This window comes from Williamsia sp. D3, from assembly GCF_000506245.1.
Lineage (GTDB): Bacteria > Actinomycetota > Actinomycetes > Mycobacteriales > Mycobacteriaceae > Williamsia > Williamsia muralis.
Genome location: NZ_AYTE01000034.1, coordinates 1 through 15,549 on the forward strand (window position 1 = coordinate 1; position 15,549 = coordinate 15,549).

General features: G+C 66.0%; 15 protein-coding genes. 4 read left to right on the top strand and 11 right to left on the bottom strand.

From position 1 onward, the window contains the following. Together W823_RS51275 and W823_RS51280 are read left to right on the top strand one after the other, a co-directional pair. A partial coding sequence (locus W823_RS51275; protein ID WP_051406670.1) for an LCP family protein occupies positions 1-1,480 on the top strand: 1,480 nt, incomplete at its 5' end. Continuing rightward, a complete protein-coding gene (locus W823_RS51280; protein WP_031333130.1) occupies positions 1,477-2,184 on the top strand; it encodes a TIGR03089 family protein in 708 nt (235 codons plus the stop codon). The genes W823_RS51275 and W823_RS51280, both read left to right, overlap by 4 nt. Before the next feature lie 46 nt (positions 2,185-2,230). On the opposite strand, the gene W823_RS51285 is transcribed toward W823_RS51280, so the two are convergent. From W823_RS51285 to W823_RS51305, 6 genes are all read right to left on the bottom strand, one after another. Beyond that, on the bottom strand, positions 2,231-3,271 hold the full coding sequence (locus tag W823_RS51285) for an Rv2578c family radical SAM protein (RefSeq protein WP_023961551.1): 1,041 nt from the start codon (positions 3,269-3,271) through the stop codon (positions 2,231-2,233). A gap of 62 nt (positions 3,272-3,333) precedes the next feature. Next, positions 3,334-5,787 carry an FtsX-like permease family protein gene (locus W823_RS51290; RefSeq protein ID WP_023961553.1) on the bottom strand — a complete coding sequence of 818 codons (2,454 nt, stop codon included), beginning with the start codon at positions 5,785-5,787 and terminating at the stop codon, positions 3,334-3,336. After that, positions 5,784-6,542, bottom strand: a complete 759-nt coding sequence (locus W823_RS0130420) for an ABC transporter ATP-binding protein (protein WP_031333132.1) — start codon at positions 6,540-6,542, stop codon at positions 5,784-5,786. The genes W823_RS51290 and W823_RS0130420 overlap by 4 nt, the downstream gene beginning before the upstream one ends. Before the next feature lie 164 nt (positions 6,543-6,706). Then, positions 6,707-7,441, bottom strand: a complete 735-nt coding sequence (locus W823_RS51295; protein WP_023961555.1) for a response regulator transcription factor — start codon at positions 7,439-7,441, stop codon at positions 6,707-6,709. Next, positions 7,438-8,655 (bottom strand): sensor histidine kinase, encoded by a 1,218-nt coding sequence (locus W823_RS51300; RefSeq protein WP_023961557.1) that lies wholly within the window; start codon positions 8,653-8,655, stop codon positions 7,438-7,440. Before W823_RS51300 ends, W823_RS51295 begins: the two co-directional genes overlap by 4 nt. Positions 8,656-8,720: 65 nt before the next feature. Next, positions 8,721-9,881, bottom strand: a complete 1,161-nt coding sequence (locus W823_RS51305; RefSeq protein ID WP_023961559.1) for an acyl-CoA dehydrogenase — start codon at positions 9,879-9,881, stop codon at positions 8,721-8,723. A 165-nt stretch (positions 9,882-10,046) separates the two neighbouring features. Here W823_RS51305 and W823_RS51310 point away from each other — a divergent pair, with 165 nt between their 5' ends. Beyond that, on the top strand, positions 10,047-10,880 hold the full coding sequence (locus W823_RS51310) for a dienelactone hydrolase family protein (protein WP_023961561.1): 834 nt from the start codon (positions 10,047-10,049) through the stop codon (positions 10,878-10,880). Here the strand turns inward: W823_RS51310 and purE are convergent. Both purE and W823_RS51320 read right to left on the bottom strand, forming a co-directional pair. After that, positions 10,877-11,413 (bottom strand): 5-(carboxyamino)imidazole ribonucleotide mutase, encoded by a 537-nt coding sequence (purE, locus tag W823_RS51315; RefSeq protein WP_255326339.1) that lies wholly within the window; start codon positions 11,411-11,413, stop codon positions 10,877-10,879. The genes W823_RS51310 and purE overlap by 4 nt on opposite strands. Continuing rightward, the gene (locus tag W823_RS51320) at positions 11,406-12,701 is read right to left on the bottom strand and encodes a 5-(carboxyamino)imidazole ribonucleotide synthase (protein WP_031333134.1); all 1,296 of its coding nucleotides are present in this window, start codon (positions 12,699-12,701) and stop codon (positions 11,406-11,408) included. Before W823_RS51320 ends, purE begins: the two co-directional genes overlap by 8 nt. Before the next feature lie 140 nt (positions 12,702-12,841). Between W823_RS51320 and W823_RS51325 the strand changes: the two genes are divergently transcribed. Continuing rightward, positions 12,842-13,441 (top strand): GtrA family protein, encoded by a 600-nt coding sequence (locus tag W823_RS51325; RefSeq protein ID WP_116915737.1) that lies wholly within the window; start codon positions 12,842-12,844, stop codon positions 13,439-13,441. 16 nt (positions 13,442-13,457) lie between these two features. Here W823_RS51325 and W823_RS59715 read toward each other — a convergent pair whose 3' ends face one another. From W823_RS59715 to W823_RS51335, 3 genes are read right to left on the bottom strand one after another with little or no spacing between them, the layout of a single operon-like run. Further along, the gene (locus W823_RS59715) at positions 13,458-14,033 is read right to left on the bottom strand and encodes a sensor histidine kinase (protein ID WP_369792658.1); all 576 of its coding nucleotides are present in this window, start codon (positions 14,031-14,033) and stop codon (positions 13,458-13,460) included. Then, the gene (locus W823_RS59720) at positions 14,030-14,749 is read right to left on the bottom strand and encodes a hypothetical protein (protein ID WP_369792659.1); all 720 of its coding nucleotides are present in this window, start codon (positions 14,747-14,749) and stop codon (positions 14,030-14,032) included. Before W823_RS59720 ends, W823_RS59715 begins: the two co-directional genes overlap by 4 nt. Before the next feature lie 24 nt (positions 14,750-14,773). After that, a complete protein-coding gene (locus W823_RS51335) occupies positions 14,774-15,451 on the bottom strand; it encodes a response regulator transcription factor (protein WP_023961571.1) in 678 nt (225 codons plus the stop codon). Positions 15,452-15,549 lie beyond the last annotated feature (98 nt).

Genomic DNA, 15,549 nt, shown 5'->3' on the forward strand with positions numbered 1-15,549 from the left:
CGGGCGGCCGCCCCGTGAACCGGCGCCGGCCTCCCCCACTCCGGCACACTCTGGGCGACCGCTGACGCGCATCATCGCGGCGGGGGTGTCGGTGCTGGTGCTGATCGCCACCGGATATGCGTGGAACCAGATGACCGACCTGGAGAACAGCATCACCAAACTGGGTGGTCTGAGCCTGGGCAGCGGTAAGGACGGAGCCGTCGACATCCTCATGGTCGGCACCGACTCGCGAACCGATGCCCAAGGCAACCCGCTGTCGGAAAAAGAACTGGCGCAACTGCACTCCGCTGACGAGGTGGCGACCAACACCGACACCATCTTGTTGATCCGCATCCCGAACGACGGGTCCTCCGCGACGGCCATGTCGATCCCCCGCGACTCATACGTCGAGGTGCCCGGCATCGGGAAGACCAAGATCAACTCGGCGTACGGCTCATCCAAAGAAGCCCGGCGCGAGGCCCTGGTCAACGACGGGATGGATCTCGAGCAGGCCGACAAGAAGTCCGTCCAGGCGGGACGCGACGCACTCATCACCACGGTCGCCGACCTGACGGGTGTCGAGGTCGACCACTATGCCGAGGTGGGGCTACTCGGCTTCGTCCTGCTCACCGACGCGGTGGGCGGTGTGGACGTGTGCCTCAAGGCGCCGGTCTCCGAACCGTTTTCCGGTGCGGACTTCCCCGCCGGCCGCCAGACACTCGACGGACCAGAGGCACTGAGTTTCGTCCGGCAACGCCACGATCTGCCCCGCGGCGACCTCGACCGCATCGTGCGGCAGCAGGTCTTCATGGCATCGCTGGCCCAGAAGGTGCTGTCGGCAGGCACTTTGTCCAACCCCGGCAAACTCGGCGATCTCGAGAACGCGGTGTCACGTTCGGTGGTGATCGACCAGGACTGGGACATCATCAAGTTCGTGGAGCAGCTCAAGGATCTGTCCGGCGGACGCGTGCAGTTCGCGACGATCCCGGTGGTCACCGAGCAAGGCTGGAGCGACGACGGCACCCAGAGCGTGGTCGAGGTGGACCCGGCGGCCGTCAAGGCATTCACCGATGGGTTGCTCGGAGAGAAGAACGGTACGGGCGAGAAGAAGTTCGTGCCGAGCCAATACACAGTGGACGTGATCAACTCGGGCACCGTCGACGGTCTGGCCACCAACGTGTCGAAGATCGTCGCATCCAAGGGGTTCCGGACCGGCGAGACCGGCAATGCCACCAACCCGTCCACCGACAGCACCGTGCTTGCCGCTGCGACCGACGACGCAGGGGCGAAAGCCGTTGCGGGCCAACTCGGCGGACTACCCGTGAAAGAGGACAAGACATTGGCACCGAACACGGTTCGGGTGATTCTCACCGACACCTACAGCGGTCCGGGCTCGATCGTCGACGACGGTCAGCAGGACAGCCAGAGCACCGAGGCGACAACGCCCCCACCGGCTCCGGCGATCACAGCCGGCGGCACCGGACCGGAGTGCGTGAATTGACCACTCTCACCGATGCCGCGCTGAACCCGGCGTTGTCCAGCGACGGCTCGCAGCCTCTGATCACCTACTACGACGACGCGACCGGCGAGCGCACCGAACTCTCCGCCATCACCGCGGCGAACTGGGCAGCCAAGACGGCCAACCTCGTGCGCGACGAGTTCGGGCTGATGCCGGGTGATGTGGTGGCGGTCGACCTGCCCGCGCACTGGCAGAGCGCCGCAGTTCTACTCGGCGCCTGGTGGGCCGGTCTGCACGTACGGGTGGGCTACTCCGACGATGCGGCACTTGCGTTCTGCTCGATGGCGTCGCTCGAGCGGGTAGAAGGTGCGCCGGAGATCGCCGTCGTCTCACTCGATCCGTTCGGTATGCCGTTGCGTGACCTGCCGATCGGGCTCACCGACTACTCGGCCTCGGTGCGCGTGCACGGGGACCAGTTCCGGCCCGGTGGACCCGGTGATCTCGCTCTCGACGACCGCACGGTCGACGACGTGATCACCGAAGCGACCACCTTCGCCGCCGAGGCCGGCATCATAGCCGGCTCGCGCATCATGTCGAGCCGGCACTGGGACAGCGCCGACAACCTCGTGGTCAACCTGCTCGCCACCCTGGTGGCCGGCGGTTCCCTTGTGCAGGTTGCCAATCCGGACCTGGAGAAGATGGCCGCCCGAGCAAGCAGTGAGAAGGTCACCGGGACGTTGTCGTGAGCCGAGTCCGACCCCGGCTCCGCGGGTCCGCCGGGACCGATTTCGTTCAGAAGAGCGTTGGCTGCGGGGTCTCGACGGCCGCAGCCTCGCGCACCGCCTCGCGCAGTCCGGGCTGCCGGTCGCCGCTGAGACCGTGGTGCTCGAGCATCGGATCAACCCTGTCGCGCAACCACGTTCGGTATTCCGGGGCCACGTAGGCGCCGTGACCGTAGAGCCGGCGGTACTTGCCGACCAGGGCAGGATGGTGCTCGGCGAGCCACGACATGTACCAGCCACGGGTGGATCCGCGTAGGTGTAGTGGAAATGCGGTGACCGACGTTGCACCCACCTGTGCCAGATGTGCGAACAGGTTGTCGAGGTCTGCGCGCGAATCGCTGAGCATGGGCAGGATGGGTGAAGCCATCACGTGGCAGTCCAGCCCGGACTCACGGACAGCCTCGATCAGATCGAGGCGTGCACGGGCCGACGGCGTGCCGGGTTCGACCTGTTTGCACAGGGTCTCGTCGAGCAGCGCCAGGGAGACGCCCACCGACACCGGCACCGATTTGGCTGCTGCCGCAAGGAGTTTGAGATCGCGACGCAGCAGCGTGCCCTTGGTGAGGATCGACATCGGCGTACCCGAATCGGCGAGCGCGCGAATGATGCCGGGCATCAGCCGGTACCTGCCCTCAGCCCGGTGGTAGGGGTCGGTGTTGGTTCCCAGAGCCACGGGCTCACGCTTCCAACTCTTGCGCATCAACTCTTTCCGCAGCACTGCCGCGACATTCACCTTGACCACTATCTGGGTGTCGAAGTCACGGCCGGCATCGAGATCGAGGTATTCGTGGGTGGTACGCGCGAAACAGTAGACACATTGATGGAGGCAGCCCCTGGTGGGGTTGATGGTCCAGCGAAACGGCACCTGCGAACTCTCCGGAACCTTGTTCAGCGCGCTCTTGCACAGCACCTCGTGGAACGTGACCCCGTCGAAGTCGGGGGTGCGCACCGACCGGACCAGCCCGGCGCGACTCAGGCCGGGCAGCGCCGGAGACGGATCGCTCGCCTCTTTCTCGTCTCCGGCGTCCAGCAACTGCCCTTCCCACCGCATCCCCAGATTCGAACACGCGTTCTAATTCTTGTCAAGCCGGCCCGACCTGCCCGGGCCGTGTCCTACAGCGCGGCTGCGGGATCGGCGCGCAAGGCGCGCCTGGCAGGCAGAGCTGCGCTGAGCAGCCCAGCCAGTCCACCGACCACCACGATCACCACCATCTCGACCCACGGGAGATCGGGTATGGACACGCGGTCAGCTCCTACGATTGCGGCCGCGCCGGCCACCCCGTAGGTGGTACCGAGAGCAACTCCCGCGACCGAAGCCACCGCAGCGATGATCGTGGCCTCGCCCAGCAGCATCGCACGCACCCCCCGGCTGCTCAGACCGATCACCCGCAACAGCGCATTCTCACGTCGGCGGTCGATCACCGACAGCGCCATGGTGTTTCCCACACCGATGAGAGCAACCACCACGGCGACACCGAGCAGCGCCAAGACGATCCGCAGAACCAGCGTGAGGATCTCATCGAGCTGCTGCTGGGTCTCGACGCCACCGGAGAAGGTTGCGTCCGGTGCAGATGCGGCCACGAGATCGCGGAGGGAGTTGACCGTGTCCATGCTGTCCGTCCCGAAGGAGGACAGACGCACGGCCATCCCGGTCGGAACCGGCGCCCCGCCCACCGATGCGCGATCCGCGAAGGAACCGGCTTCGCCTTCGACCACTGTCATCGTTTTCGTGATTCCCCCGGCCAGAACGGTCACCCGCTCACCGTCCTGCACGCCCGCGAGCGCTTGATCTTCTGGTGCCAGCGCGATCTCATCCACAGTGGGGGCACTGCCCGACCTCATCACCGCAGGCAGGGACGAGCTGTCCACGGCGGCGATGTTCAGTGCGATCCCGTTCACATCGATCTTCGTACGGGTCAACGGGACTGCCGCGGCCACTCCCTCGGTGGTCCGGATCGACTCGACCAGTGGAGCCGGCAGCGGCGAACCGGACGACACGATCAGATCGACCGGGTGCATGTCGGAGATCAACGTGCTCACGCTCGACCGCACCACCTGCGCGCCCACCACCATCATCGTCGTCAGGGTGATGCCGATGATGAGGGCCGACGCCGTTGCGGCCGTGCGCCGTGGAGCCCGCCCGGCGTTCGCTCCCGTCAGTTCGGCGACCGGTCCCGCGGCGGTGCGTCGGAACAACAGTGCGGCAGCCGATCCCGCTGCCCGGACGATCGGCGGCACGAGAACCACACCGGACAGCATGATCGCGAGGAACGTCGCACCGCCGCCCAATGCTGCTGCGGGAACCGATTTCTGTGCGATCCCCCAGATCAGCACGATGGCGCCGAAGAGGACCAGAACCGTGGCGGCAGTGATCCGGAAGATGTTACGGCCGCGCGGCTCCGACGAAGCGACAGTGGTGAAGGCCGCCAGCGGCGAGACCCTTGTCGCCAGTCGCGCCGGGACGGTGGCCGCGAGCATTGTCATCACTACGCCTAGTACGACGGGCACGAGCACGGCGGTGAACGGGATCGCCAAGTGGGTCAACGGCAAGTCGGCACCGGTCATCCGGGTCACCCAGGTGGCCAGCGCGACACCTCCGATCCCGAGGATCACACCTGCCACCGAGGCCACGACACCGAGGACCAACGCCTCCACGCGCACACCGGACCGCACCTGCGATGCGTCTGCCCCGATGCACCGCAGCAGCGCGAGTTCCCGGGTTCGTGAGGTGATCAGTACGGCAAAGGTGTTGGCGATCACCAGACACGACACCATGGCGGTGATCGCGGCGAACACGAGCAGCACCGAAGCCAGGATCACCGACCCTCCGGTGAACTGCTGGACCACCCGGTCGGCGGCAGCCTCACCCGACATGGCCTCGGCCCCTGGGACGGTCGAGGCCACGTCGGCCACCGCAGCCATGACCGACGCCGGGTCGGCTCCCCCCGCGAACGCAAGCCTGATCACCACATCATCTCGATCATCGCTCCGCCCGGAGTCCACCGCGGACACGGCGGCGCCGGGCGCGAACAACTGCGGTACGCCTGACGTGGCGTCACCACGCTCGACCAGACCCACCACGGTGATCTCCACAGCGGTCCGGTCGGTGGCGGTGTCGACGTCCGGGCGCACGAAAAGTCGTTGTCCGACCGCGAAGTTCGAGCCTGCGTATGCCAACGCCTGACGGTCGCCCTGCGGGAACCCGCCGACCGTCAGTCTCTGCCATCGCAACTGCTCGTCGCCTGCCAGTGCGGTCAGCTCCACCTGCGAGTACGTCTTCGCGCCACTGGTCACGCTGACCAAACGGTTACGGTCGACCGCAACCGCTTGTACGCCGGGCACCTTCGCGAGTTGCTCTCCCGTCTGATCCGCGAACTCGGACGGTACCGATACCGCCGCGTCGGTTGTCGAGAACTGTGCTGCCACCGACGCGCGCACCGATTCGGTGGACGTCGCGGTCAGTGTGAGTGTCGCGGCAACAAATGCCACACCGATGGCCACCGCCAAGACCGACGCCACATAGCGTCCCTTGTGTGCTCGCAATTGGGCCAGTGCTACTCCCCTCATCGTGGGTCACCCACAGAGACCTGATCGGAGCCATGACCACGCATCGCTGCCAACACGGAATCTGCTGTGGGCGCGAGGATTCGGTCCACCATCCGTCCGTCGGCCATCACCAGCACCTGATCGCAATAGCTCGCGGCCACAGGGTCGTGGGTCACCATCACGATGGTCTGGCCGATGCGGCGGCTGCTGCTCTGCAGCAGTGACAGCACCTGCGCGCCCGACCTGCTGTCGAGGTTGCCGGTCGGCTCGTCGGCGAGGATGAGTCGCGGCCTGCCGAGCAACGCCCGGGCGATCGCGACGCGTTGCTGCTGCCCGCCGGACAATTCGCCCGGCTTGTGGTTTAGCCGATCTCCGATGCCCAGCACCGCCACCAGTTCGTCGAACCACAGCTCGTCGGGGGATCGCCGATCCAGGGTGAGCGGGAGCAGGATGTTGGCCCGCGCGGTCAGCACCGGCAACAGGTTGAATGATTGGAAGACAAAGCCCAGCTCTCGGCGCCGCAACCGGGTCCGCTGAGAATCGTTGCATCGCGACAGATCGGTGTCCCCGATCAACACCGTTCCCGCCGTTGCGGTATCCAGTCCCGCGAGACAGTGCATCAGCGTCGACTTGCCGGACCCCGACGGCCCCATGATGGCCGTGAACTTGCCGACGGGGATGTCCACGCTCACATCACGCAGCGCGTGAACCGCCGCGTCACCGTGCCCGTACGTCTTCTGTAAAGCAATGGTCCGTGCTGCGTATGGATCTGACATTGGCCCCACCTCTCGTGTCACACGCCGACTTGCGTTGTGGCACAACCCTATTTCCGATCAGAAGGTCGACACATCGACGTGCGGGCCGACATCTGCAGACCTTCCGGTCAGCCCCCGGGATGACCCTCCGTACCCGGCGTGGTCCTCCAGGACGAGAAGAGGACCTACCGGTGAAGGGTGAGGATGTCGTCGATCCCGATCATCCCGGTACGGAAGGCGAACAACACGACCTGCACACGGTCGCGTGACCCTGTCTTGGTGAGCACCCGGCCGACATGCGTTTTGACCGTGGCGAGGGACAGATGAAAGTCCGCAGCGATCTCACCATTGGTCATCCCGACAGCGATTGCCCGCAACACCTCTGTCTCCCGGGGGGTCAGCGGATCGACGAGGTCGGGCACCACGGTGGCGTGGCCGGCAGATGCGGGCGGCGTCGGCATCGCGGCGGTTCCCGCCACGTGGGTCAGCAGGCGTCGGGTGGACCGCGGCGCGATGACGGCGTCACCGGCATGCACCGTTCTGATCGCGGCCAGGAGCTCTTCCGGTTGCGCGTCCTTGAGCAGGAACCCGCTGGCACCAGCGGAGATTGCGGCCAGCAGGTACTCGTCGGTGTCGAACGTCGTCAGTACCATGACTTTCGGGACATGCTGCTGACCCAACCCACCCGTTTCCTGCTCGGCGAGCAGTTGCCTGGTGGCCGCGATGCCGTCGACGCCGGGCATCTGGACATCCATGAGCACCACGTCGGCGGGGGTTCGGCGCAGAGTCTCCACGGCTGCGGCACCGTCGGATGCCTCGAGCACCACCGTCATGTCGGCCTGCGAATCGATGACCATTCCGAAACCCGCACGTACCAGCGCCTGGTCATCGACAAGCGCTACCCGGATCACCTCGGTCATCGAACCTCCCCGGTGGGCAGCGACGCGCGAATACGGTATCCGGGTCCGTCGTCACGGGGGCCGGCCTGCAGCGTCCCACCATGTAGTTCGGCGCGTTCGCGCATGCCCAGCAACCCCTTTCCGCCGGCCGGACGCAGCTCGCCATCACCGATGGTAGGGGCGACGCCTCGACCGTCATCGGTGACGATGATCGTCAATTCATCGCTCTGCCAATGCAACCCGACTTCTGCGGAGGCTCCGAGCCCCGCGTGTTTGAGAATGTTGGTGAGCGATTCCTGCACGATTCGATAGGCGGTCAGTCCGCATCCCACCGAAACGTCGCGAGCGGAACCGAAAGAGTCCAGTCGAATTGGCAAACCCCCGGCCCGCACAGACTCCACGAGTTCAGGGATGTCGGCGATACCTGGCACCGCCCGTATCTCGCGTGGCCCGTCATCGCGCAGCACCCCCAGCAACGACCGCATGTCGGCGAGGGCCTGCCGCCCGTTGTCGGCGATGGTGGCCAGTGCCTTGACGGCCTGCGCCGGATCCTGTTGCGCCGCATACCGGCCGCCATCCGCCTGCGCGATCACCACCGTCAGCGTGTGCGCGATGATGTCGTGCATCTCGCGCGCGATCCGGGTGCGTTCGCCGATGGCGGCGATCTCGGCTTCTTGTGCCCGTTCGAGTTCCAGCAGGCGGGCCCGCTCACGTAGTCCCTGCACCTCCCGAAGTCGCGTGCGCCGCAACATTCCGGTGGCCCAGATACCCACGGCGATGACACCCAGGCTCACCGCCCCGGGCGCCGTGAACTCGTACGCGGCCGTGTCGTCGGCTGCGGAATACAGGCGTCCCGACGACACCACGCAGCCGACCAGGCCGAGGGCCAATGCGGCTTGAGTGCCTCGCGTCGAGCCGTATGCGGCCATCGAATAGATCCCGATCACCGCGGCCACCATCACCGCTGGACTGAGTCTCTCGTCGACCGCCAGATGCGCAAACGCCGCGGCGGCGATGACCAGACCGGAGACGTCGGGGCGGGTCCGGCGGAACGCGACGGCGACACAGACAATCGTGCCGACCGCGATACGCCACACGAGCGGTGTACCCATGTGTTCCCACAGTTCGGGAACGACGCTGAGCAACGCCAGCGCCGCGGCCAGGAGCGAGTCGAGCAGCAGCCGACGCGGTTCGGCGAAGCGGTTCCAGCGCTGCAAGATCCGCTGGAAGTCCATGCTCGTCAATCTAGCGCCCGGGCGGGTGCCCGGGCATCAGACCGCGGGAGGATTTCTGACGTGGATCAGCGCAGTAGTGCGCGTGACATCACCACTCGCTGGATCTGGTTGGTGCCCTCGTAGATCTGGGTGATCTTGGCATCGCGCATCATGCGCTCGACGGGGAAGTCGCGGGTATAGCCGTAGCCACCGAACAGTTGCACCGCGTCAGTGGTCACCTGCATGGCCACATCAGAAGCAAAACACTTCGACGCCGCAGAAATGAACCCCAAATTCTTTTCCCCACGCTCAGCCCGAGCAGCCGAGGTGTACACCATCAAACGGGCAGCCTCGATCTTCATCGCCATGTCCGCCAGCATGAACTCCACACCCTGAAACGAACTGATCGACTTACCGAACTGCTTACGCTCCTTCACATACGCAATCGTCTGATCCAGAGCACCCTGCGCAATACCCAACGCCTGCGCACCAATCGTCGGACGCGTGTGATCCAACGTCTCCAACGCCGTCTTGAACCCCGTACCCGGCGCCCCGATGATCCGATCACCCGGAATCGTGCAGTCCTCGAAATACAACTCCGCCGTCGGCGAACCCTTGATACCCAGCTTCTTCTCCAACGGACCCACCGTGAACCCGGGATCATCCTTGTGCACCATGAACGAGGAAATACCATTGGCACCCTTGTCCGGATCAGTCACCGCCATCACCGTGTACCACGTGGACTTACCACCATTGGTGATCCAACACTTCGACCCGTTGAGCACCCAGTTGTCGCCCTCTTCCCGCGCCCGGGTCTTCATCGCCGCCGCATCCGAACCCGCCTCACGCTCAGACAACGCATACGAGGCCATCGCCTCACCCGACGCGATCGACGGCAACACCTGCCGCTTGAGCTCCTCTGAACCCTTCAAGATCAAGCCCATCGTGCCCAACTTGTTCACCGCCGGAATCAACGACGCCGACGCATCCACCCGCGCAACCTCTTCGATCACAATGCACGCAGCCACCGAATCCCCACCCTGACCCTCGTACTCCTCAGGCACATGGATCGCGTTGAACCCTGACGCCGTCAACGCCGCCAACGCCTCCTCCGGGAACCGCGAGTTCTCATCCACATCAGCAGCGTGAGGCTCGATCTCCTTCTCCGACAGAGCGCGGATCGCCGCACGCAACTCGTCATGCTCTTCACCGAGCTTGAACAGACCAAAATCGGGGTTGCCGGCCATCAGAACACTCCTCGTATACGCCAGAAAAACTCGGTTCTTCCCGTCGATCCTAATACTTGCGCGCCCCAGAGTTACTCACGGGTAACTGAAAAGACAGGGCCGTGCCCGACCGCGGCAGACGCTAGCCTGACGATGAATCGCACCCGCCGTGCCAGTGAGGAAGCCATGACCCCCAAGCAGTCGCCCGAAGCAGAACTCGCCGACTTCGACCGCGCCGAGTTCACCCATTCCGGCAAGACGCGCACGATCTACCGGCGGGGCGAGGGGCCGGCCGTGGTTGTCATCGCGGAGATGCCAGGAATCACGCCGAAGGTGCTGAACTTCGCTCGCAAGGTGTCCGACATCGGGTGCACTGCTGTGGTCCCCAGCCTGTTCGGAGTCGACGGCCTCGACCCCATGCCGGACAACCTGGGGTACCTCAAATCCGTCGGGGTCCTGACGTCGGTTCTGGTCCCGACCTGCATCAGCCGCGAGTTCACAGTCCTCGCTACGGGGAAGTCGTCACCTGTGGTGACCTGGCTGCGGGCACTGGCGGCCGATGAGCACGAGCGGTGCGGCGGCCCGGGTGTCGGCGCCATCGGGATGTGTTTCACCGGCGGATTCGCCCTCGCGATGGCCGCGGACGACCGACTCCTGGCCCCCGTGCTCGCCCAGCCCTCCATGCCGTTTCGGCCGGTCGGCGCGGCGAACATCGACATCTCGCCCGACGATCTCGCGGTTGTCAAAGGGCGGTGCGCCGCAGGTCTGGAAGTGATGGGCGTCCGGTTCAGGAAAGACAAGCTCTCCCCCGCTGCCCGGTTCGACTACCTGCGCAAAGAATTGGGCGACGCTTTCGTGGCCATCGAGATAGACGACGCCGACGCGGGCCCGTCTCCGATGCCACCGCACTCGCCGCTCACCGAACACCTCATCGACGAGCCGGGCCAGCCCACCCGAGCCGCTCTCGACGAGGTTCTCGACCTCTTCCGGCGCAAACTGCTGGTCGACGCCGACAGCTAGCCTCCGAGAAGTTTCTGCTGCAAGGCCTGATCTTTCGCCAGAACCATGTCCGACAGGTCGGCCTGGAACCGTTCCATCTGCGCGCGCAGTCCCGGGTCCGCCGCCGCAAGAATGCGCACCGCCAGCAGACCAGCATTGCGTGCCCCACCCACCGACACAGTCGCCACCGGCACCCCGGCGGGCATCTGCACGATCGACAGAAGCGAATCCATGCCGTCGAGGTATTTGAGCGGCACCGGAACACCGATCACCGGCAGTGGCGTTACCGAGGCCACCATGCCGGGTAGGTGGGCCGCTCCGCCTGCACCCGCGATGATGACCGAGAGTCCGCGCCCGGCAGCCTCTTTCGCGTAGTCGAGCATGCGCTGAGGAGTTCGGTGCGCGGAGACGACACCCACTTCGAATCGGACACCGAACTCGGCGAGGGCCTCCGCAGCGGCCTCCATCGTCGGCCAGTCCGAGTCGCTGCCCATGATCAGGCCGACCCGCGGCCCCTGTGGCCGGTTGCCCGAACCTTCGCCGTTCTCACTCACCGTGCACATCCCATCCGTCGGTCCACTCCGCGTGCGACATCCAGTGTGCCGCCCGCTCCGCGATCTCCCGCACGTGCGCCACGTGCTCGGGGTCGTCCACGTTGCCGCCCGCCGATCCCAGCACGTTCACGTGTCCGATCTTGCGGTCGGGGCGTTCTCCCTTGCCGTACAGATGCACCTTCGCCTGCGGGATACGTGCAAACAGATGGTGCAGTCGCTCGTCCATCGACATCGCCGGAGCCTGCGCCGCACCGAGGATGTTGGCCATCACGGTGACCGGGGCCCGCGTTCCGGTGTCGCCCAGTGGGTAGTCGAGGACAGCACGAAGGTGCTGTTCGAACTGCCCGGTGACACTGCCGTCCATCGACCAGTGACCACTGTTGTGCGGTCGCATCGCCAGCTCGTTCACCAGGAGCGAGCCATCGGTGGTCTCGAACAGCTCGACCGCCATCACCCCGACCACACCCAGTTCGCCGGCCAGCGACAATGCGAGGCGCTGCGCCGAGGTGGCCGTCTCTTCCGACAGGTTCGGTGCCGGCGCGATCACCACCGCGCACTGTCCCTTGCGTTGCACCGTTTCCACCACCGGCCACACGGCGCCCTGGCCGAACGGCGAGCGTCCCACCATCGCCGACAGCTCCCGACGCAGCGCGATCCTCTGCTCGACCATCAGGGACGAACCCGCTGGTGCTGCCGCAAGCGCCTCGAGCGCCTCCTCGCGACTGTCGACCAGCCACACCCCGCGCCCGTCATAGCCGCCGCGGATGGTTTTGAGGACCACCTGCCAGTGATGTTGCTCACCGAACTCGATGAGCGCCTCCATGGGGTTGTCCTGGGGCAGTTCGGCGTACGCGGGAATGGGCGCGCCGAAGTCGGCGAGGCGCCGCCGCATGGCGAGCTTGTCCTGGGCAAAGATCAGCGCGCTCGGCGGAGGAAGCACACTGACGCCCTCACCGACCAGCACCTCGAGATGCTCGATCGGCACGTGCTCGTGGTCGAAGGTCAGCGCGTGGCTGCCACGCGCGGCCGCGCGGAGGTCCTCGAGGCTGTTGTGGCTGCCGAACACCACATCGGGGCTGACCTGGGCGGCCGGCTCGTCGGCGGACGCCGCCAGGACACGCAGACGCTGCCCCAATGCGATGGCGGCCTGATGGGTCATGCGCGCCAGCTGACCGCCGCCGATCATGGTGACCACGGGCATCCCCGGGGCAGCTGCGTCACGACTGGCCTCCGGCGACGCCGGTGCAGGTGGGACTGCCGAATCGGGGGCCGTGGGAACAGCGGGCACGGGTGCCGTCGAGGCAGGGGTCGGATCACTCGTCACGGCTATCCATCGTGTCACGGGAGGCGTCGATCGGACGACACGGGAGGCACCGGGACGTGCCGGGATTGGTTTCTGAACGAACTTGTTTCGTAGACTCCATCCTTGTGTCACTCACCGATGGGCTCATGGCCCGTATGCCTGCGCCGCTGAGAGCGCTGGTAATGCGTCACCATGAGCTCATCAAGTTCGCCATCATCGGTGGCTCGATGATGATCCTGGACATGGCGATCTTCTACTCGCTGAGCCTGACGATCCTCGAGACCAAACCCGTCATCGCCAAGGTCATCTCCGGTGTGCTCGCGACCATCGTCAGCTACATCCTCAACCGCGAGTGGGCGTTCAAGAACCGCGGCGGCCGCGAAACCCACCACGAGGCGTTCCTCTTCTTCGCGATCAGCGGGGTCGGAGTGGTTCTCCAGGCCGCGCCGTTGTTCGTGGCGAACAACCTGTTCGACATCCGCAGTTCGGTCGACGTCACCAAGCTGGTGATCATCGACTTCATCCTCGGTTACATCATCGGCAATCTGCTCCAGATGGCGTTCCGCTTCTGGGCCCTACGGCGTTTCGCCTTCCCAGAATCCGATCTCGCGGCCGCTGTCGACGCATCGGTTCTGCGTCCGGACGACGATCGCGAGGGTCTCGCACGGCCAAAAGACGGACGGACACAGGACGAACTCGCCGACGAGGAGCTCGGTCACACCTGACCAGCGCCCCGCGCCATCAGCGGGGCTCGCTGTGACCGGTCCTGCTGGATCGGTCCGCATCATCCGTGTCGTGTCGCGGAACCACGATCGCAAAGGTCGCCGGACGCCGCCGCAGCAGATCCAGTCGGCCGCCGTCGGCTTCGATGAGTGCGCGCGCAAGCGGCAGACCCACCCCACTCGACCCACCCTCGGAGTAGCCGCGCTGGAACACGTGGGGCGCACTCTTGTCGCTGATCCCCTGACCCTCGTCGGACACCGACACCCGGATCATGCGGCTGCCGGGCAACTCTCGCGTGTCCACCGAACAATCCCCGGCCCCGTGGTGCAGCGCGTTGTCGACGAGCACGCTCAACGCCTCCCGCAGCCGGGTGGGGGTGACCCGGGCCGCGCACTGCCCCACCCCTCCGGCCCGTAGATGACGGCCCTGCACCTCGAACGCCGATTCGTAGTCGGCGACCACCTGAGCGACCTGCTCGGGCACGGAGACAGGATCGAGCATCGCGACCTGTTCACCCCTGGCAGCGGTGATCAACTCGTCGAGTTCGCTGGTCAGCCGTTCCACCTGCGCCAAGCCTGCCTCGGCCTCGGTCACCACATCGGATCGGGATGGATCGAGAGCTCATCGAGCCGCAACCGGATCGCGGTCAGCCTGCTGCGCAGCTGATGGGAGACCTCTCCGACGATCCGTCCCTCGCGTTCGAGCCGGATGGTGATCTCCCGGTTGGCGGCATCGAGCGCGGAGGACACCCGATCGAGTTCTTCGATGTCGTAGTGCCGGCCTTCGGTACCGAAGTCGCCTTTGGCCATCCGGGCGGCGCGTGCGGCAACGTCCTCGAGCGGGTCGGCGAGGCGGCCGGCTGTCACCGCCGCCACCACCAGACCGAGGATCACCGAGGTCACCACCACCACGGAGACCACACCCACAGCTCCCCACTGCCGGCTACGCACCTGAGCGTGCGGCACAGAGAGGGTGAGCGACCCGGCCTCGCCGAGGGTGAGCGATTCGGTGACCGCTTCCTCGTCGATCGGCGCTCCCACCTCGAGCCGCCCGCGTTCCATGCCCTCGGGCCCGCTGATCGGGAAGTAGATCTCCAGCCGGCCGTTCTCGGGTACGAGCAACCGGAACTTGTCCCGGTCGACGGTGCCGCTGATCGACCCGTCGGGTCCTTCCTGACTGAGCAGTTCGGTGGATACCCGTTTGAGGCGGTCATCGAGATCTTGATGTGCGGTGTCGTCGACCCACCACCAGGCGGTGAACATCAACGGCACACCCAGGAGCAGGCCGATGCCCATCACCATGGCCATCATCGACCGAAGGATCCGGCGGCGCATCTAGTCGGGGTCGAACCGGAAGCCGACACCGCGAACGGTGACGATCCGCTTCTTCCGTCCGGGCTGATCGTCGCCGATCTTGCGGCGCAGCCAAGAGATGTGCATGTCGAGCGTCTTGGACGACAGGAGATCGGGGGTACCCCAGACCTCGGTCAGGATCTCCTCGCGGCTGACCACTTCGCCGCCCCGCTCCATCAGGTACCGCAGCAGGTCGAACTCGCGGTTGGCGAGGGTGGTGTCCTGACCGCTGACCAGCACACGCCGTCCACGCGCGTCGAGGTGGATGTCGCCGGCTTCGATGACCACATCAACGCTCTGCTTGCGGCGCAGCAGCGCGCGTACCCGGGCCAGCAGTTCGGCAAGGCGGAACGGCTTGCCCACGTAGTCGTCGGCCCCGGCATCGAGGCCGACGACAAAATCGACCTCGTCGGTCCGAGCGGTCAGCATGAGCACGGCCAGATTGGGCCGAACCGCCCGGATACGGCGGCAGACCTCGAGGCCGTCCATCTCGGGCAATCCCAGATCGAGGACCAGCAGTTCGAACCGGCCGCTCCGTGCCTGCTCCAGCGCAGCGGTGCCGGTGGTCACGACCTCGCAGCCGTACCCTTCACGGCTCAGGGCGCGGGCCAGCGGAGCGGCGATCGCGTCATCGTCTTCGGCGAGCAGAACTTCGGTCACCAGACCAATTTAGGCGCATGCGGCACAGATACCCGGATTCGATCGGATTCCCGCGCGGCCACAGGCCATTTCGTGACCAGTTCGCCGCCGCCGGGTGG

Coding starts and splice junctions, on each gene's coding strand:
- W823_RS51285 (WP_023961551.1), bottom strand. CDS start 3,271: ATGCGGTGGGAAGGGCAGTTGCTGGACGCCGGAGACGAGAAAGAGGCG.
- W823_RS51290 (WP_023961553.1), bottom strand. CDS start 5,787: ATGAGGGGAGTAGCACTGGCCCAATTGCGAGCACACAAGGGACGCTAT.
- W823_RS0130420 (WP_031333132.1), bottom strand. CDS start 6,542: ATGTCAGATCCATACGCAGCACGGACCATTGCTTTACAGAAGACGTAC.
- W823_RS51295 (WP_023961555.1), bottom strand. CDS start 7,441: ATGACCGAGGTGATCCGGGTAGCGCTTGTCGATGACCAGGCGCTGGTA.
- W823_RS51300 (WP_023961557.1), bottom strand. CDS start 8,655: ATGGACTTCCAGCGGATCTTGCAGCGCTGGAACCGCTTCGCCGAACCG.
- W823_RS51305 (WP_023961559.1), bottom strand. CDS start 9,881: ATGGCCGGCAACCCCGATTTTGGTCTGTTCAAGCTCGGTGAAGAGCAT.
- W823_RS51310 (WP_023961561.1), top strand. CDS start 10,047: ATGACCCCCAAGCAGTCGCCCGAAGCAGAACTCGCCGACTTCGACCGC.
- W823_RS59720 (WP_369792659.1), bottom strand. CDS start 14,749: ATGATGGCCATGGTGATGGGCATCGGCCTGCTCCTGGGTGTGCCGTTG.